The sequence below is a fragment of the Victivallis lenta genome, assembly GCF_009695545.1.
In the GTDB taxonomy this organism is placed as follows: Bacteria; Verrucomicrobiota; Lentisphaeria; order Victivallales; family Victivallaceae; genus Victivallis; species Victivallis lenta.
The window spans coordinates 122,720-139,178 of sequence record NZ_VUNS01000005.1; the positions used below are offsets into that span (position 1 = coordinate 122,720).

Below are 16,459 nucleotides of genomic sequence, written 5' to 3' on the forward strand. Positions count from 1 at the left end.
CCGCCCGTCCGCCCGATTGCTGCTCTGGCTGCCGCTCGGGTTCGCCGCCTTTACGCGCGTGCGGAGGTGCCGGCCACTTGCCGCCACACTTTTTCGCAACGGCCGCAATGGCGGCAGTCCGTCGCGCAGTCGGCGGCGGTTCCGAACCAGTCGCCCGGAAAGCGGCGGTTGTCGATCCAGCTTTCGCGCCCGAAAAGGCTCGAAAAGTTCGGTTCCATCAGCATTGTCAGGTTTCCGTCGAACCGGCCGGAGGCATAGGCCCCGATCACCATGCGCGGCCGGTCGTGCTGCCGCGTCGCCAGCTTGACGACGTCCACCAGGCCCTCATAGCATCGGATGTCTTCCGGCCGGATCCACGAACCTTTCAGGAATTCGATTCTGCGGACCGGGTCGCGGTAATAGGGCCAGCAGATCGTCGGGTCGGAGTGTTCCGGCGACGTTCTGCGGGCCGCCGCTTCGGCGGAGTGCGCGACGAAGTTGTCGTGAAAGGTCTGGGCCGGGCAATTCCGCAGACAGCCGCTGTTGGCCAGCATGCAGAGCTTCCAGCCGCGTTCGCGGCAGCGGTCGGCGAATTCGCGGACCCGCCCGGGGTTCCGCTGGATATCCCGGCGGATGTAGAAGCTGTCGAACCGGCCGTCGAGATAGTCGAGTGCCGACAGCGAATCCAGCCGCATGTTGATCGAGGCGCGCCGCTCAATGCCGGGAGCGGCCTCCCGGAGCAGCTCCGCAATGAACACCGAGGCGGTCGTAACGATCTCCGGCAGCAGCCCGAGCGAGTCGAGCCGCTCGAGAATGCCGCACACCTCCCGCTCCAGCTTCTCCGAAACGGCATCGGCGCCGTAACAGTTTGCGTTGAAGAGCAAGTCGAGTTTGACGCCGAGTCTGCGGATCTTCCGCAGCTCGTTTTCGAGCCGTTCCTGCGCGCCCCAGTCCGTCGCGGGTGCGTTCGGGCGGCCTGACGGCTGTCCGCTCCAGGAGAAGTAGACTTCCGCAACGGCTTCACGGTAGTCGGTCACCACGGCGGAAAACGGTTCGCCGCCGGGCGCATCCCGGTAGCCGATGGCGAATTTCATATGCCGGAAACTCCTTCCTGCAGGCGTTCCGCCGCTGTTTTCAGTTCCCCGAGAAGCTGTTCCGCTGTGCGGCCTGCCGGAATGGAGCCGTGAAATCCGAGGGAGAAACGGCCGCCGCACGGGATCGCCGCATACAGCTCCGAATCGCCTTCGCGCCGTTCGGCGTGTCCGGCCCGGCGGCAGTCGTCGAGCATGCGCCTGAAGGCTTCGAGACTGCCCCAGAGCGGAGAACCGAATTCCCGGAACGGATATTTCCGCTCGAATCCGGCCGCGTCGAATTCCCCGAACGCCTGAAAACAGAGCCCGGTCACGGTGCTGTACGGCGGAAACAGAAATGACAGCGGCCGCTGTATCTGTCCCGGCCGGTCGGGCGACATGCGCAGCCGGCAGAAGATTTCGCAGCCCGAGAGTTCGCAGAACGTCAGTACCGCATCGGGAAAGCATCCGGAAAGCCGCGGCAGCTCCCGTTCGGCCGCCGCAAGGAGCGAGCCGCGCCGCTGACCGGCCAGCAGCTCGCCGGGTGCTGAGCCGAGCCGCAGCTTTCGAGCCGCGTCCTGCTCCAGATAGTGACGCGCCCGCAGCGTGCGCACGAGATTGTAGGCGGTGGGGCGCTTGAGGCCGAAGGCATCGACGATTTCGCCCAACCGGACTCCTTCCGGGCGGTCGGAGACGAATTGAAGAATATCCAGCGCCTTCACCACCGAGTTGACCAGATCGGAATTCGGCATGATTCGGATGAATCCTTTTTTTGACGTAACATAACCCGCGGCGGCCGAAAATGCAAGAGGTCAGTCCACATCGCTCGATCCGGTCCGGTCCGGACGGAAGACGGTTCCCGCGGCGTATTCCGGGGGCGTGGACCAGTCGACCGACCATTGCGGGCGCCGCCGGAATTTCTGCCGGAACGAGTTTTGCAGCACGCCGCGTGTTTCGAGGCTGATCATGCAGGCGCGCGTGCACCCGCGCGAGCCGCAGACGGCCTGTCCGGTGTTGTACAGATTCCGCGGCTTCCGGTAAAACGGGCTCCAGCTGCCGGGTTTGGTCGGCGCTCCCCACTCCATGTACGGCGGCTTCTGCTCCGTCTCCGCCGGGGCCGCGCCGCGGAAGGTCATGTCGCATCTGGCCATATCGAGGTCGGACCACTCGACTTCCCGTCCGGCCAGCGTGGTTTTTACAGTCCGATCCGTCGGAAAACAGCCGCCGGGACACGCTTTCACGCATGCCATGCAGCGGTTGCAGAGCTGCGGTCCGTTGTAAAGCGGGTCCGGCTGGAGCTCGACGTCGGTCAGCACGATGCCGACGCGGCAGCGCGGGCCGAACTGCGGCGACAGGAACATTTTCGAAAATCCGATTTCACCGAGCCCGCACAGAAACGCCGCGATCCGGAGCTGGATCATGATGTCCGGCTGCGGTTTGCCGGGCGCGACCGGACGGCTGTAATTCCGGATCGCATATCCGTCCGCATCGATGCCGCGCCAGTCGCTCTGGTGTCCCATCGGGATCGCCTCGTATCCCTGGTCTTCGATGAATTTGCTGAGGTTGATCACGGTCATCGGCATATAGAGATAGGTAATGCCGCCGTAACCCATGGCGGAGTAGTTGCTGAAGTAGGTCCCTTCCTCAATGCCGCGCAGACTGCCGCGTTCGACTCGGAACACCATGCCGATAATCGATTTGCATTCCGGCATGATCTGTTTCGGGTCCATCTGCAGCGGCGCGGTTGCCCAGCGGTCGATGCTGCCGATGCCGACCGCGTCCGCACCGAATTCCAGTGCTTTGCGTTTGACTGTCTCTGCCGCTTCCGCCGGATCGCCGAAATCATATTCGTTGAAGTTCCGCGTCATGATCGCCATGGAATGAGGCTCCTTTTTAATTTTTTGTCATTAATGATGAATTATTATTTATCTATATTAATTATACCGCATTCCCGGATGAAAGTCAAGAGCGGAAACGACAGACCGGATGGAAAAGTTCCGGTTTGCCCGCCGTATGGCACAGGATGAAAAAAACGGATTTTTATGAAAACTGCCGTTGACTTACAGTAACTCTAATGTTTATCTTAGTGGATAGCGAGGCCGGAAATGAGTCTGCAGGACACGACCAGCCGGATCCACACGACGTATTTCCGGCGCATGGCCTTGATAGACAGGCATGGCCGGTCTTTAACAACAGGAGGATCGAAGATGAAAAAAGGGTCAATGGCATTGGCGATGGCGGCTGCCGTTTTCGGCGCTTGCGGCTGCTCGGCGGAAGAGGCGGATACGGTGAAAGCGGAGGCGGAACCGGGAAAGATTCTGGTCGCCTATTACTCTTACAGCGGCAATACGCGGTTTGCGGCCGAACAGATTCAGAAGGCCACCGGCGGTACGCTCTTTGAGATCAAGCCGGTCAAACCGTATCCCGCCGATTACAACGCCTGTGTCGATCAGGCGAAAAGCGAGATCAGAGCAGGCGTTAAGCCGGAACTGGCGGAAAAGGTTCGGGAGTTCGACAAGTATGACGTGATCTTCGTCGGCACGCCGAACTGGTGGAGCACGATGGCTCCGCCGGTCCTGACTTTTCTGTCGAGCTGCGATTTCAGCGGGAAGACCGTGATCCCGTTCGTGACGCACGGCGGCGGCGGGATGGCGCGCTGCGAAAGCGACATGCGGAAAGCCTGTCCGGCCGCGGCGTTCGGCAGGGGCGGAGCGTTTTCGGGCGGAAGCATAAGAAATTCCGCCGAGGCGCTGGCCAAATGGGCCGGAGAGGTCGTGACCGTCAGGAAATAAGATGCAGAAAAGCGAAAAAAGGAAGACGGAGCGCGAAGTCATCTCTTCCTTTTTTCATGTCGTCAGTTCGGAGCGAAAAACGCTGTGCGGCGGGATCAGATTTCAATCAGCTCGTAAGCCCGCGTGCCGAGCCCGATCTTCTCGGAGTGTTCCAGCTGGATTTCCCAGTTTGTGACGGGAGAGACATCCTTGAAATGGTCGTGATGGCTGCTGCCGTGTTCCGCGAGGATGCTGTCGGGGTTCGGTGCGCGGCTGTTCACCGCATCCGCACACGCCTGGTCCAGCGCGACCGGGTCGAAAGAAGCGAACATGCCGATGTCCGGCACGATCGGCACATCGTTTTCGGGGTGGCAGTCGCAGAACGGCGAGACATCCATCACGATGCTGATGTGGAAGTGCGGCCTGCCGTGGACGACGGCGAGGGCGTACTCGGCCATTTTGCGGTCCAGAAGTCCGGCCTGCTGCCCCCAGGACGGCAGGACGGCGTCTTTCGGGCAGACGCCGATGCAGCGCCCGCAGCCGACGCATTTCGCGTGGTCGATCTCCGCCTTGCCGTCGCGGAACATCGGCGCGCCGTGGGCGCAGATGCGTGCGCAGGCGCGGCAGCCGATGCAGCGCTCGCGCTCCACGGCCGGTTTGCCGTCGCAGTGCTGCTCCATTTTACCGGCGCGGGAGCCGCAGCCCATGCCGATGTTTTTGATGGCGCCCCCGAAGCCGGTCATTTCGTGTCCCTTGAAGTGATTCAGCGAGATGAAGATGTCGGCGTCCATGACGGCCCGTCCGATCTTCGCTTCGCGTACGAATTCGCCGTTCGGAACGGGCACCGCGATGTCGTCGGTTCCCTTGAGCCCGTCGCCGATGATGATGTGGCATCCCGTCGAATAGGGGGTGAATCCATTGATGTAAGCAGTCTCGATATGTTCCAGCGCATGCTTGCGCGAACCGACGTAAAGCGTATTGCAGTCGGTCAGGAACGGTTTGCCGCCGCGCGCCTTGATCTCATCGGCGACGGTGCGGGCGAAGTTCGGCCGCAGGAACGACAGGTTGCCGGCTTCGCCGAAATGAATTTTGATTGCGGCGAAACGATCCTTGAAATCGATTTCGTCCATTCCGGCCCGTCTGATCAGGAACGCCAGCTTCTGCTGAAGATTCCTGCCTTCCGGCCTGACTCTCATATTGGTGAAATATACGTTTGCTTTTTTCATGATCCCGGTTACTTCGTTGCAGTCTTATAAAATACTTTGTTTTGCGCTCATTTGCAAGTCAGAACCCGAAGTCCGGCCGGGAACGTGATGGTTCGCGGTGTCCTGTTCACCGGGGGCGCACCGGATTCAGGCACCGTCGCGCCGGGCGTCCGCCGATAAAAAAAACCGGCCCTGCGAAAAGGGCCGGTTCCGAATTCCTTATTGATGGGGGATGCGCTATTCTCCCGAAACGGAGACGGCATTTCCGGTTTGCTGATTTCGTGCGCCGCAGCTTTTTCTGGCCGCGGTGACTCTCTCCGAGGCGGCATGAAGTGCTTCCGCAATTTCTTCCCGTACCAGTCTGGCGATCCTTTTGTTCAGCTTTTCTCTGGTCGACATGTTTTGTTCCTTTCGTTGTTTTTGTTACGGCAAAGAACAATCGCATTGCGCGAACCGTTACCACTACTTATATACGGATTTTCCGGAAAATCAAGTACCCGGGACGATTTCGGCCGCTTCCTGCCGGGAAACGGCGGGGTCCCCTGGAAGATCTTTCATTTTTTCATCGCTTTTTTATATTCCAGGATTGCTTTTTGTGGAATAGAATATCATAATATGATATATGAAATAAAGCAGGAAAGCAGGTTTTGAAAAATGCTCGCCAAATATCAGGAAATCTCACATTTCATCCGGGAACAGATCCGAAGCCGGAAATGGGCGCCGGGGTCCCGGCTTCCGACCCGCAGCGAGCTGGTCAGGGAGTACGGCACGACCGTCATGACGCTGCAGAAGGCGATGGACGAACTGATGAACGAAGGGTTCATCGTCTCCGAAGGGAAACGCGGCACCTTCGTGTCGGCGATGCCGCCGAACCTGAGCACGTTCGCCGTGGTCTATCCCGCGGACCCCGATACCCATTCGGGATGGGACGAGCTCTGGACGATCCTTGGAGCGCGGAAGCGGCAGTTCGAGGAACAGCTCCGGCTGCGGTTCGAGTTCTATTATATCGGGCAGGGAAATCTGGAGTGTGAAGATTTCCGGCGCCTGGTCGGGGACGGTTGCAGCGGGCGGCTGGCCGGCGTGATCTTTCCGATGCTTCCGGCCGATTATATGGTTGCTCCTTTTCTGGAGGCCGGTCTCCCCTGCGTGGCTGTGACCCGCGACGAGGTGCCGGGAGTGAACACCGTATGGGTGGATTTCGCCGATTTCCTGCGCCGTTCCTGCGATACGCTGCTGGCATCCGGCGTCCGGCGCCCGGCGCTGATTTCAAACCAGCAGCTGCCGTTCGATTACGCCTCCGGCCTGAGCGGGTATGCGAAAGAGCGCGGCGTGCCGATCCCTCCCGGCTTTCTGCTCGGTGTATCGTTCGAGCGGAAACAGGAGGAGTGGAGCCGGAACGTCATTCGGCTGCTGCTTCAACAGCCTCCGGAGCTTCGCCCGGACGGGCTGATCGTCGCCAATGAAAACTTGAGCGGGCTTGTGCTGAATGTGCTGTACGAGCTCAATCTGCGCGTCGGCGAGGATATCCGTCTGGTTCAGCATACGAATTTTCCGTCGTCGCACCGGCCGATGGCGGGAGTTTCCCGGATCGGCTTCGACATCCGCGCCCTGCTCGAAGGCTGCCTGGATGAGCTGCGCCGTTGTCAGCGTACCGGAGAGGTCTCCCACTCGAAGCTGATTCCCGCCGTCGATGACTCTTCGCTTTCCGAATCGTCTGCGCCGGGCGTCCGGGCGTGACCGGGGGAGTTTCAGAATCTGGTTTTGTTTCGTCCGCTTCGCCGCGGGAGCCGGAAGGGCATTTCCTCCCCCTCCGGTCCTTCTTTGCGTTTCGGCGATGGCGGTTTACTGCCAGCCGCCGGCGTCGGCATCCGGCGTCTGGTAGAGCTCGCAGAGCTTCTTTTTCTCGACGATGCCACCGGTCTGGTCGGATTCCGGCGGCGGAAGCTCCCACTTCTTATCGGGGAAGACCGGCGTGTGGAAGCTGTTCTGCCCGATGTTTTTCGTCTTCTCCTGGAATTCCATGCAGCTGCGGATGCACCCTTTGGCGCCGCAGACCGCGAAGTATCCGGTGTGGGCGAGGATCTGCCTGTAGTACGGGATGACGCAGCGCCCCGGATATTCGGGATTCTCGCGCCCCCAGTCGCCGCCCGCAAGCGTGTAGCCGATTTTGTAGGCGGTTTCTTCGGACATGGTCGTCTTCGTGATGTCGAGATTGAAGCCGGGCAGGAACCGCTTCAGGAACGGCGACGCCTTGTAGTTGATGCCGTGGTGGGTCGCGGTGCAGCGGCCCATGTGGACGTCTCCCCACTCGTATTCGCGCCCGTCGATATGGATTTTCACGGTCGGAAGCTCGCCTTTGTCCGGGATGGCGCAGCCGGGACAATCCTTCACGCACTTCATGCAGCGCTTGCAGAGCGTGCCGGGCTCCAGGATCGGGTCCGGTTCGAGCTCCGCGTCGGTCAGGATGTTGCCGATGCGGACCCGCGGGCCGAACACCGGATGGATGAAGACCTTGGACCAGCCGATTTCCCCGAGGCCGCAGGCCATTGCGGCGATGCGGATATTGAGCTGGACATCCGGGGCGGGACGGCCCGGCGCGACCGGTTCCGGATGGTTCGGGTAGGTCTCCGGCACGCCGGGATAGACCGGAACCGCCTCGTAGCCGTGATCCTCGATCATGCGCGCGACTTCATAGGTCAGCATCGGCCGGAACAGCGTGTTGAGCCGGTTGTAGGAATAGTAGGTGTAGTTCGGCCAGTAGGTTCCTTCCGTGATGCCGCGGTAGGTGCTGCGCGGAATCGGCTGGACGATCGAGATGACCGAACGGCAGTCCGGGAAGATGTTTTTCGGGTGCATGCGTTCGGGCGCTTCCGCGAAGCGTTCGATATTGGCCACGCCGAGGATTTCGACGCCGCCGCCGCCGGCTCCGAGGCGGGCGGCGAACTCCTTCAGTATCCGGCTGGTGAGTTTCGGGGTGTTCATGTTCAGATTCCTCCTTCCGCACGGCGGGCGGCTGTACACATTTTCCGTTTTCCGGCCGCGTCCAGCGCGGCAACGCAGGCGCGCGAGCAGACCGCACCGATCCGTTCGACGGTTCCGAACCGCCCGATGTCGGTGCGGATCGCGCCGTGGCGGCATTCGCGGCAGACGGCATCGTTTCTTCCGGTCCCGTCGAGCGCGCCGTACGGACACGCGTCGACGCAGGCGCGGCATCCGCGGCAGGGGTCGTCCTCCGCCGCCCGGTCCGGCTCGAAGGCGAAGTCGGAGAGCAGAAGCGCAAACCGCTGGAGCGGACCGTATTCCGGAGTCAGAAAGAGGCCGTTCCTGCCGATTTTTCCGAGTCCGGCCGCTTCAGCGGCGAATTTCCAGTCGACGTAGACGTTCGGCGCCGGGCGTTCTTCCGAAACCGGCACTCCGAGCGGCTGCCGGTCAGCCGCTTCGACATCGTAGCCGAACATCGGGACCGCCTCGTACCCCTGGGTTTCGACCCAGATGCCGAGATCGTAGGTCGTACGGGCCAGATAGTTGTCCTCGAGCGAGACGAAACCGAAATGGCGGAAGGAGGCGGCGGTTTTCCGCTCCTGCCGTTCCAGGCCGCGCAGTGTGCCGCGCGGAATCCGCCGCCCGATGACGATCATGCTCTCCGCCTGCGGGAAGATTGCGAGCGGATTGTGTGCAGGCGGGAGTTCCCGGAACGCCGCGATCGGAGCGATGCCGATCAGGTCCGCGCCGAAGTTCCGCGCCTTTTCTTTCAGCTCTGCCGTGTTCATATCTGCTTCTCCTGCGCGACGGGGCCGATGCTCCAGACGCTGCGTTTGCGGAATTTGTGTTCGTACCGGCCGGTGATTTTGTTTTCGAGGGCGACGAGGCATGCCCGCCCGCAGGCGGCGGCATAGCGGTCAGCGCGGTCGGAGCGCCCCGGCCATGTGTAGGCGCCGTTCCGGCACCCGGCGCAGACGGATTCATCGAGACGGAAGTTCCGGCCCTCTCCGGCTTCGCTCAGGGCGCCGAGCGGACAGCTTTCAAGGCAGGCGCGGCATCCACGGCAGAGGCCGGTCTGCCGCGGATGGTCCGGCTCGAAGGCGAAGTCGGTCAGGATCAGCGCGAACCGCTGGCGATGTCCGTATTGCGGGGTCAGGAAAAAGCCGCCTTTGCCGATGCTGCCGAGTCCGGCCGCTTCTGCGGCGGCCTTGTAGTCGGGTTCGAAGGCGTCGTCCGGATTCCGGTGGGCGAGGAAGGGAATCGCCTCGACGCCGGCGTCTTCGAGAAAGCAGGTCAGATGGTAGACGGTCCGCGACAGGAACAGGTCCTCCATCCACGAGAAACCGTAGGTCTGGTAGGTCGAACCGAAGTTCGTTCCCTCTTCGACGCCGCGCAGCGCGCCGCGCAGGATGCGATGACCGACGACGACGACCGATTTGACCCGGTCCGACACCGTTTCGGGCCGGTTCCGCTCCGGCAGATGCGCGAACGCTTCCGCCGAGGCGATGCCGACCAGGTCGGCGCCGAATTTCCGGGCCGCCTGTTTGAGTTCCGAGGCATTCATCTCCCGATATCCTTCTGTTATTCCAGCGGGCAGCCGAGTGCGAATGAGATCGACTCTCCGCAGGATTTGGTTGCATCGATGAAGCGCGTCCGCAGTTCCGGCGTCCAGAGCGACGCATCTTCCGGCAGGATGACGCCGACCGCTCCGGCCAGCTCGCGGGATGCATTGAAGACCGGGGCTCCGACCGCTCCGGTGTTGCGGTCGAACTCCGCTTCCATGCGGGAAAAGCCGCACGCCCGGATCGTTTTGAGCTCTTCCCGGAACCGGGCCGGGTCCGTGATCGATTGTTCGGTTTTCCTGCTCCAGTCACACCCGGCAAGAAGTTCGTCGAGCGCTTCTTCCGGCGCATAGGCCGCGCAGATTTTGCCGCAGGCGGAGCGGTTGACGGGGTGAATCTGCCCGACGACGACACCGGCGTCCCCCGCGAACCGTTCCGGATATTCGGTCGCCACGATCAGCGAACGGTACCGGTACGGGGCGGTCAGGAACACCGGCCGTTCAAGTTCGCGGACGAGTTTCTGAAGATAGGGCCGCGCGATATTGCGCAGCTTGAGCTTTTTGAGCCGCATATTCGACAGATTCAGGATTTTGAGACTGATCCGGTATTTGCGGCTGCCCGGCGTCTGCTCGACGTAACCGGTGTCGGCCAGCGTCTTGAGCAGCCGGCAGACGTGACTGTTCGGCAGCCCGAAATGCTCGGCAAGCTCCTTGACTGAACACTCCTCGGCATCCGCCGCGAGATATTCGAGGATCGTGAATCCGTTTTGCAGGGTATTGTTCATTATTAAATTCCATATTTTAGAATTTGTATTAATATTATGACATAAAATAGAATTAAAAGCAAGCCGGAATTGTTTTTTTTATGATTTTTTTCGAATTTTGCCTTTTCGTTTCCGCAGCCGTTCCGCTGCGGCAGAGAAACGCCGGCAGAAAAAAAGACCCGGAATCGATGATTCCGGGTCCGCTTTGAAATGATATCTGTCGTGGTTCCGTCAGTTAGTTCCACAGTTCTCCGGTTTCGGCCCAGAAATAGCCGTTGCCGTCTGCGGCGGCGGAATCGGCCGGAATGGCCTGATTCGACCTGCCTTCGACATGTCCGTCGGCGAATCCGAAGTTGGCTCCCGAATTGTTGAGGTGGCGCCACACACCGTCCGGCGCATTGACCAGGCCGTCGCGTGCGAAGACGGTCGGGTCCTGATAACCGGTGGTCGGGTAATCGATGTCGCAGATCGCCATGCGGGCGCTCGGCCGCTTGATCCGGGTCGCCTTGGCTTTCTTCACGCAGTCGGTGCTGGATGCGTAGCCGGAGGAGTTGATCGCATAATGCCGGGTCCCCTTCGTATTGTCCCAGCGGACCGAGCTCGGGCAGGCGAACGGGCCTTTCGGCATCGAAGTGCCGTCGCTGTACCCTTTGACATAACAGTAATCCGTGAGCTCGATGCCGGGGGAGTAGAGCTGCATAAGCATGTCCTGCCATTTGCCGCTCCAGCTCGAGAGACCCGACAAATTGCGGTTCGACGCGGGAATGATGCCGTCGTTCATATCGATATACATCGCCATGTAGGTGCCGATCTGCTTGAGGTTGCTTGTACAGTTGATCTCCTTGGCGCGGCTGCGGGCCTGGTTCAGCGCCGGCAGCAGCATCCCGGCCAGAATGGCGATGATCGCAATGACGACCAGAAGCTCAATCAGTGTAAAATGCTTTCTTCTCATGATATTCCTCCCTTTGGTGACGGCTTTTGTCGTCGTTTTCATATTAACATGTTAATTCGAGATTATATTCTAATAACATTATAGTAAATTTATCCGAAAAAAGCAAGTGTGTTTTTGCAGAAAATCACTGTTTTTTTGAAAAATCTGGCAGAAAGACGAAATCAATTCCGAATTTCACTGATTTTCCCGCCGATGCCGGTCAGCTTCTCGATCAGGTTTTCGTACCCCCGGTAGATGACCTCCGCCGAATGGATCGTGCTTGTTCCCCGGGCACAGAGCGCCGCGATGACCATGGCCATGCCGGCGCGGATGTCGGGACTCGACATCGTGACGGCGTGCAACTGCGCCGGGCCGGTGACGACCACCCGGTGCGGATCGCAGACGATCGCGTTTGCTCCCATGCTGATCAGCCTGTCGGCGAAGTAGATGCGGCTTTCGAACATCTTTTCGAAGAACATGACCGTGCCGCGGCACTGGGTCGCGGCGACGATCGTGCAGCTCATCATATCCGACGGATACTGCGGCCACGGGCCGTCGGAGATCTGCGGGATATGGCCGCCGAAGTCGCATTCGACGGCGCGTTCCTGCCCGCCGGGCAGAAAAATATGATCCCCCCGGAGTTCCATGCGCACGCCGAGCCGCTCGAACACGCGGCGGAGCATCCAGTAATGGCGCACCTGCGTGCCTTCGACCGTGATCTCTCCGCCCGTGGCCGCCGCGAGGGCGAGGAAGCTGCCGGCTTCGATATGGTCGCCGACGACGCGGTAACGGCAGCCGTGCAGGCGTTCGACGCCCTCGATTTCGATGGTGTTGCTGCCGGCGCCGCTGATCCGGGCTCCCATCGCGTTCAGCAGCTCGGCCAGGTCGCGGACATGGGGCTCGCAGGCCGCATTGTAAAGCGTCGTCGTTCCGCGCGCGGCGGCCGCGGCGATCAGAATCTGTTCCGTCGCGGTGACGCTTGCCTCGTCCAGGAAAAGTTCGCGGCCGGAGAGCCCGGCCGGGGCGTCGAAGCGGTAGGTCTCCTCGCCGGACATGACCGCGCCGAGCTTGCAGAGTCCGTAGAAGTGGCCGTCGAGACGGCGGCGGCCGATCACATCGCCGCCCGGCGGGTAGAGCTCCGCCTTTCCGCAGCGGGCCAGCAGCGGCGCCGCGAAGAGGATGCTGGTCCGGTTCCGCGAACAGAGTTCGCGCGAAATCGAAGCGGTCCTGACGTCCCGGCAGCGGAAGGTCAGCGTATGGTTTTCAAAGCTGAAATCCGCGCCGAGTTCGCCGGCGATGTCGAGCATGGTCCGCACGTCGAGGATGTCGGGGACGTTGTCGAGAACGACCTCCTCGTCGGTCAGCAGCAGCGCCGCGATCATCGGCAGCGCCGCGTTCTTGTTTCCGCCGATCCTGACCCGCCCCGCGATGCGGGCGGACCCCTCCACTTTCAGACTCTGCATCGATGTTCCGTTCCTTTGGGTTTTGCAGTGAAGTATAGCCCGGAAAACCGCAATTTCAAGCCGCAACCCGTTTTTTTCGCGAGGGAAACTTGAAAATAGTCAGGACGGCTGTATGTTAAGGAGTGCCGAAAATCCATAAACAACAGGAATCTTCTATGAAATCGGAAGAAGCGACCACTTTCTGGCGGCAGTTTTTTGCCGCCGCCGACCGTATGCGCGAAATCGGGTCGAGCGATTACGAACAGCTGCTGGTGAACATGACCTTCAACCAGCTGCGGATGATCAAGATCGTGTATTTGTTGAACCGGGAGTTTCCGGAAGGCGTCACTTTGAAGGTGCTCGCCGAATCGCTCTCGATCACGCCCGCCGCCGCGTCGGAGATGGTGGACGCTCTTGTGCGCAAGGATATGCTCCGGCGCGACCATAATCCGCAGGACCGCCGCGCGGTTGCCATCAGCCTGGCTCCGACCAGCCGGCGCAAATTTCAGGAGTGTGAGCAGACGTTCGACCGGCTGACCGCCGGGTTTTTCGCGGAGTTGTCACAGGCCGAGAAGGAGGCTTTCGAAGCGACGATGACGAAGTTCCGCGAATACATCTTCGCCCACTGCGGCAAAGAAGAGTAAGAGCTTATCCCTGAATAAAGAATCGGCATCATGCCGATTTGGCTTATTCAGGGATAAGCTCTCAGCTTTCCGCCATACGGCATTTTCGGAGGGGCGTTCCGTTCCCCTCCTTTTTTTATTCCATGTTTCCCGGAGGCTGCGGCCGGCCGATTTTCGCTTTTTTTTTTGAATGCGTCTTGAATACATCGGCAGACGATGTATAATTAATGCAGAGGTACTAACTCAAAGGAGGTGTGCGATGGCGGTCAACAGCGATCTGATGCGGGGCGTTGCCGAGCCGGTGATCCTGAAGTTGCTGGCGGAGCGGACGATGTACGGTTATGAAATCATCAGGCTCGTGAACGAGCGGACCAACGGCGCATTCGAGTGGAAGGAGGGGACGCTTTATCCGTGTCTGCACCGGCTGGAGGAGCAGGGATTGATCGAGAGCTCCTGGCAGCTGGCCGGGGCGAAGCCGCGCAAGTATTATTCCATTACGCGGAAGGGGATTGCGGCGATGGAGGAGAAAGTCAGGGAGGCGAAGGAGTTCGTCGGGGCGCTCCATTTGCTGCTCGGCGCGGCGAACTGAAGGAGGGGGCTATGGACGGCAGGATCGAAGAGGTCGTGAAACGTTCGTCGGAACCGTTGAAGGACGATTGGGCGCTCGCGCAGGAGGTCGCGCAGGAGCTGCGCACGCACCTCGAGGACAAATGCGCCGAGCTGGAAGGGGAGGGGAATTCGCCGGAAGAGAGCGTGAAGAAGGCGATCGGGGAGTTCGGCGATCCCGACGAGATCGGCCGGGGGCTGCTCGGCGCGAATTTCCGCCGGATAAAACTGCGCGGCAAGCTGAAAGTCGTGCTGCGGATCTGCGGACTTCCGCTCCTGCTGGCCGCCGTCTGGGCGGCGGTCGATTTCAGCGTGCTTGCCGGTGCGGCGCGGTATTGCAGCGTTTCGACCGTAAACAATGAATTTTCCGTCAAATGCGACTGGGCGGCCCGTTTCTTCGGGCGGTTCGCCGGTTTCCGCAAGCCGGCCGGGGAACAGCCGCTCTGGAACGGCGGGGACGGTTTGAATGCCCGAAAAGCGGATGAGATGCGGCTGGAACTGGTGAACCGGCATCCGGACGATCCGGTCTGTCTGGCGAATTATGTGGCCGAGGTCATGGTGCGCGACAAGCGGCCGGACAGTGTGAAGGCTGTGAAGCTTGCGATCGGGCGGGAACCGGACAACGCGCTCTATCACCATCTGCTTTCCGCCCTGATAATCGAGGAAGCTTTCGAGGCGGACAGGACGGCAATGGAGGAGTGCGAGATCAAAGATCGCGCGAAGCTGGATGCCGCGAAGGCGGAGTACCTGCTCGGCCTGAAGTGCCCGTATTACCGGCTTTATATTCCCGAGAGGGGGCAGAGGGCGCGGTCGCAGTATGCCGGCAATGCATTCCATGCGCGCATGCAGCAGAAGGTGGAGGCGCTCATGCTGCCGATACCGGCGCTGCCCCGGCAGCGGAGCGTCGCCCGCGCGGCAATCTATTATCCGGAACTGCTGATAGAGGACGGCAGGCCGGAAGAGGCGGAGGCGCTTCTCGACCAGTGGTATGTCTATCCCGCTCAGTTGCTGGAGAGCGGCGACCTCCTGATTTCCATGCTGATTGTCGACACCATTCTGGAGCTTAATCAGAAGAAGCTCCCGGAGCTGTATGCCCGTGTCGGCAAGCCGGAAAAGGGAACGCGGATTGCCGCGAAGATTGCGGAGGCCAGGGCATCGATGGCGGCCTGGAAAGCGCAGCGCAAGGAGGCGGACGACCGGGCGCAGGAAGAGGCGGAGCGGTACGGCGGTATTTTTTCATCTGGTCTGCTCGTGCCGGGGATTTCGCTCACGGCCGAATATCTGCGTTCCGACCGCATCATGACTTACTGCATTCTGGACAGCCTCGTGCTGCTCTGCTTCACGGTGCTGGTTCTCTGCGTGGTCGGCTTTCAGGCGCTCTGCTGGGGCATCGGCCGCGTATGCGGGGAGAAGGGACATTTTCTGTGGCTGACGAAGCGCGAATACGGCAAACTCCTGCTGTACGGGATGCTGCTTCCGGCGGGACTCTACTGGCTCTGGCTGCACGCCGATCTTCTGAGCGGCAGGGGAGTCGGATACCAGGCCAATCTGGCCATGTTCTGCATCCAGTCGTTCGTTCTGGTCGTCGGGCTGCCGGTCTGGTTCCGGTTTTATCTCGGGCATATCCTGCTGCGCCGCTACCGGGCGCTGGTTCCGCCGGGGGAGGGGACGCGCCGCATCTGCCTGCCGTTCCTGACCTATGTGACGACGGCGATTCCGCTCTGGATCGTCTTCCTGCTCGTGGTCGGCGGCGCACTGCGCTTCGCGGCCAACCGGGAACTCCAGTACAACGTCGGGCGCGACCGTTCGTTCTTCGCCGGATTGTTCTCTCCGGCCGAGGATCACGTCGTTCAGGCTCTCCGGACCGACCTTGCGATCGGCCTCGACAAAGCCGCCGAACTGACCCGGGAACTGAAATAACGGCTTCCGCCGTCCGCCCGTTCCACGGCCGGAACGGGCGTTTCTTTGTTTTATGATAGTTTTCTTATTTTTTTTGATTGCTTATAGTTGACATATCAACAGTCATGATGTAAACTATATCCCGGAGAAACTTATGAACGCGATCGAACTGTACAGAGAGTTTCCGGAGACAGAGACCCGTGAGCAGCAGGCGCTCATGGGCGTATGGCACGTCGGGCAGCTGTTGAAAATCCAGGCCAGGCGTTTTTTCCGGGAGTATCTTTCCAGTGAGATGCAGTTCAATATCATGCTTCTGTTGAAGCATGCGGATCATCCGATGAACCAGCAGGAGCTCAGCGAGAAACTGCTGGTCGACAAGTCCAATCTGACCGGCGTCGCCGGGCGGATGGAGGCGGCGGGGCTGCTGATCCGCCGGGTCGATCCGCTGGACAGCCGGGCGTATCAGCTTGAGCTGACTTCGCGGGGCAGGAAGATCCTTGAACATGTGGAAATGCCCTATCGGGCTGAAGTGAAAAAGGTGATGGCGGATTTTTCGCCCGCGGAGCTCTCCATGCTGATCCGGTTTATGGAGAGAATGCGCAAGACACTCAATTCAGAGGAATGAA

At 60.6% G+C, this 16,459-nt stretch carries 16 protein-coding genes; 6 read left to right on the forward strand and 10 right to left on the reverse strand.

What is annotated here, in order from left to right:
• Positions 1–50: 50 nt before the first annotated feature.
• From FYJ85_RS06880 to FYJ85_RS06890, 3 genes are read right to left on the reverse strand one after another with little or no spacing between them, the layout of a single operon-like run.
• Positions 51–1,073 (reverse strand): hypothetical protein, encoded by a 1,023-nt coding sequence (locus FYJ85_RS06880; RefSeq protein ID WP_154417494.1) that lies wholly within the window; start codon positions 1,071–1,073, stop codon positions 51–53.
• Positions 1,070–1,801, reverse strand: coding sequence for a helix-turn-helix domain-containing protein (locus tag FYJ85_RS06885; protein WP_154417496.1), 732 nt, complete (start codon positions 1,799–1,801; stop codon positions 1,070–1,072). The genes FYJ85_RS06880 and FYJ85_RS06885 overlap by 4 nt, the downstream gene beginning before the upstream one ends.
• A 60-nt stretch (positions 1,802–1,861) precedes the next feature.
• Entirely contained in the window at positions 1,862–2,926 is a 1,065-nt protein-coding gene (locus FYJ85_RS06890; RefSeq protein WP_106052311.1) for a hypothetical protein, read from the reverse strand.
• Positions 2,927–3,256: 330 nt separating this feature from the next.
• Here FYJ85_RS06890 and FYJ85_RS06895 point away from each other — a divergent pair, with 330 nt between their 5' ends.
• Complete coding sequence (locus tag FYJ85_RS06895) at positions 3,257–3,841, forward strand: flavodoxin (RefSeq protein ID WP_106052309.1); 585 nt, start codon at positions 3,257–3,259, stop codon at positions 3,839–3,841.
• Between the two features lie 95 nt (positions 3,842–3,936).
• Here the strand turns inward: FYJ85_RS06895 and FYJ85_RS06900 are convergent, their stop codons facing one another.
• Positions 3,937–5,046, reverse strand: a complete 1,110-nt coding sequence (locus FYJ85_RS06900) for a DUF362 domain-containing protein (protein WP_154417498.1) — start codon at positions 5,044–5,046, stop codon at positions 3,937–3,939.
• A 633-nt stretch (positions 5,047–5,679) separates the two neighbouring features.
• Between FYJ85_RS06900 and FYJ85_RS06905 the strand changes: the two genes are divergently transcribed.
• Positions 5,680–6,762 carry a GntR family transcriptional regulator gene (locus tag FYJ85_RS06905; RefSeq protein ID WP_106052305.1) on the forward strand — a complete coding sequence of 361 codons (1,083 nt, stop codon included), beginning with the start codon at positions 5,680–5,682 and terminating at the stop codon, positions 6,760–6,762.
• Between the two features lie 105 nt (positions 6,763–6,867).
• Here FYJ85_RS06905 and FYJ85_RS06910 read toward each other — a convergent pair whose 3' ends face one another.
• The 6 genes from FYJ85_RS06910 to murA form a co-directional block, all read right to left on the reverse strand.
• Complete coding sequence (locus FYJ85_RS06910) at positions 6,868–8,007, reverse strand: hypothetical protein (RefSeq protein WP_154417500.1); 1,140 nt, start codon at positions 8,005–8,007, stop codon at positions 6,868–6,870.
• Positions 8,008–8,009: 2 nt separating this feature from the next.
• Positions 8,010–8,795, reverse strand: coding sequence for a 4Fe-4S binding protein (locus tag FYJ85_RS06915; protein WP_206213010.1), 786 nt, complete (start codon positions 8,793–8,795; stop codon positions 8,010–8,012).
• A complete protein-coding gene (locus FYJ85_RS06920; RefSeq protein ID WP_106052300.1) occupies positions 8,792–9,571 on the reverse strand; it encodes a hypothetical protein in 780 nt (259 codons plus the stop codon). The genes FYJ85_RS06915 and FYJ85_RS06920 overlap by 4 nt, the downstream gene beginning before the upstream one ends.
• 17 nt (positions 9,572–9,588) lie before the next feature.
• Positions 9,589–10,353 carry an IclR family transcriptional regulator gene (locus tag FYJ85_RS06925; RefSeq protein ID WP_106052299.1) on the reverse strand — a complete coding sequence of 255 codons (765 nt, stop codon included), beginning with the start codon at positions 10,351–10,353 and terminating at the stop codon, positions 9,589–9,591.
• A gap of 214 nt (positions 10,354–10,567) precedes the next feature.
• Positions 10,568–11,284 (reverse strand): prepilin-type N-terminal cleavage/methylation domain-containing protein, encoded by a 717-nt coding sequence (locus tag FYJ85_RS06930; RefSeq protein WP_154417504.1) that lies wholly within the window; start codon positions 11,282–11,284, stop codon positions 10,568–10,570.
• Between the two features lie 161 nt (positions 11,285–11,445).
• Entirely contained in the window at positions 11,446–12,726 is a 1,281-nt protein-coding gene (gene murA, locus FYJ85_RS06935) for a UDP-N-acetylglucosamine 1-carboxyvinyltransferase (RefSeq protein WP_106052298.1), read from the reverse strand.
• A gap of 155 nt (positions 12,727–12,881) precedes the next feature.
• Here murA and FYJ85_RS06940 point away from each other — a divergent pair, with 155 nt between their 5' ends.
• The 4 genes from FYJ85_RS06940 to FYJ85_RS06955 all read left to right on the forward strand — a co-directional run bounded on the left by FYJ85_RS06940 (position 12,882) and on the right by FYJ85_RS06955 (position 16,458).
• The gene (locus tag FYJ85_RS06940; protein ID WP_106052296.1) at positions 12,882–13,349 is read left to right on the forward strand and encodes a MarR family winged helix-turn-helix transcriptional regulator; all 468 of its coding nucleotides are present in this window, start codon (positions 12,882–12,884) and stop codon (positions 13,347–13,349) included.
• A gap of 238 nt (positions 13,350–13,587) precedes the next feature.
• Positions 13,588–13,917, forward strand: a complete 330-nt coding sequence (locus FYJ85_RS06945; RefSeq protein WP_154417506.1) for a PadR family transcriptional regulator — start codon at positions 13,588–13,590, stop codon at positions 13,915–13,917.
• Between the two features lie 11 nt (positions 13,918–13,928).
• Positions 13,929–15,854 (forward strand): permease prefix domain 1-containing protein, encoded by a 1,926-nt coding sequence (locus FYJ85_RS06950; protein ID WP_154417508.1) that lies wholly within the window; start codon positions 13,929–13,931, stop codon positions 15,852–15,854.
• Between the two features lie 133 nt (positions 15,855–15,987).
• Positions 15,988–16,458: a MarR family winged helix-turn-helix transcriptional regulator gene (locus FYJ85_RS06955; protein ID WP_106052292.1), complete on the forward strand. Its 471-nt coding sequence runs from the start codon at positions 15,988–15,990 to the stop codon at positions 16,456–16,458.
• Position 16,459 lies beyond the last annotated feature (1 nt).

Excerpts from the sequence above, each read along its gene's own strand:
- FYJ85_RS06880 (WP_154417494.1), bottom strand. The coding sequence starts at position 1,073 with ATGAAATTCGCCATCGGCTACCGGGATGCGCCCGGCGGCGAACCGTTT.
- FYJ85_RS06885 (WP_154417496.1), bottom strand. The coding sequence starts at position 1,801 with ATGCCGAATTCCGATCTGGTCAACTCGGTGGTGAAGGCGCTGGATATT.
- FYJ85_RS06890 (WP_106052311.1), bottom strand. The coding sequence starts at position 2,926 with ATGGCGATCATGACGCGGAACTTCAACGAATATGATTTCGGCGATCCG.
- FYJ85_RS06895 (WP_106052309.1), top strand. The coding sequence starts at position 3,257 with ATGAAAAAAGGGTCAATGGCATTGGCGATGGCGGCTGCCGTTTTCGGC.
- FYJ85_RS06900 (WP_154417498.1), bottom strand. The coding sequence starts at position 5,046 with ATGAAAAAAGCAAACGTATATTTCACCAATATGAGAGTCAGGCCGGAA.
- FYJ85_RS06905 (WP_106052305.1), top strand. The coding sequence starts at position 5,680 with ATGCTCGCCAAATATCAGGAAATCTCACATTTCATCCGGGAACAGATC.
- FYJ85_RS06910 (WP_154417500.1), bottom strand. The coding sequence starts at position 8,007 with ATGAACACCCCGAAACTCACCAGCCGGATACTGAAGGAGTTCGCCGCC.
- FYJ85_RS06915 (WP_206213010.1), bottom strand. The coding sequence starts at position 8,795 with ATGAACACGGCAGAGCTGAAAGAAAAGGCGCGGAACTTCGGCGCGGAC.
- FYJ85_RS06920 (WP_106052300.1), bottom strand. The coding sequence starts at position 9,571 with ATGAATGCCTCGGAACTCAAACAGGCGGCCCGGAAATTCGGCGCCGAC.
- FYJ85_RS06925 (WP_106052299.1), bottom strand. The coding sequence starts at position 10,353 with ATGAACAATACCCTGCAAAACGGATTCACGATCCTCGAATATCTCGCG.
- FYJ85_RS06930 (WP_154417504.1), bottom strand. The coding sequence starts at position 11,284 with ATGAGAAGAAAGCATTTTACACTGATTGAGCTTCTGGTCGTCATTGCG.
- murA (WP_106052298.1), bottom strand. The coding sequence starts at position 12,726 with ATGCAGAGTCTGAAAGTGGAGGGGTCCGCCCGCATCGCGGGGCGGGTC.
- FYJ85_RS06940 (WP_106052296.1), top strand. The coding sequence starts at position 12,882 with ATGAAATCGGAAGAAGCGACCACTTTCTGGCGGCAGTTTTTTGCCGCC.
- FYJ85_RS06945 (WP_154417506.1), top strand. The coding sequence starts at position 13,588 with ATGGCGGTCAACAGCGATCTGATGCGGGGCGTTGCCGAGCCGGTGATC.
- FYJ85_RS06950 (WP_154417508.1), top strand. The coding sequence starts at position 13,929 with ATGGACGGCAGGATCGAAGAGGTCGTGAAACGTTCGTCGGAACCGTTG.
- FYJ85_RS06955 (WP_106052292.1), top strand. The coding sequence starts at position 15,988 with ATGAACGCGATCGAACTGTACAGAGAGTTTCCGGAGACAGAGACCCGT.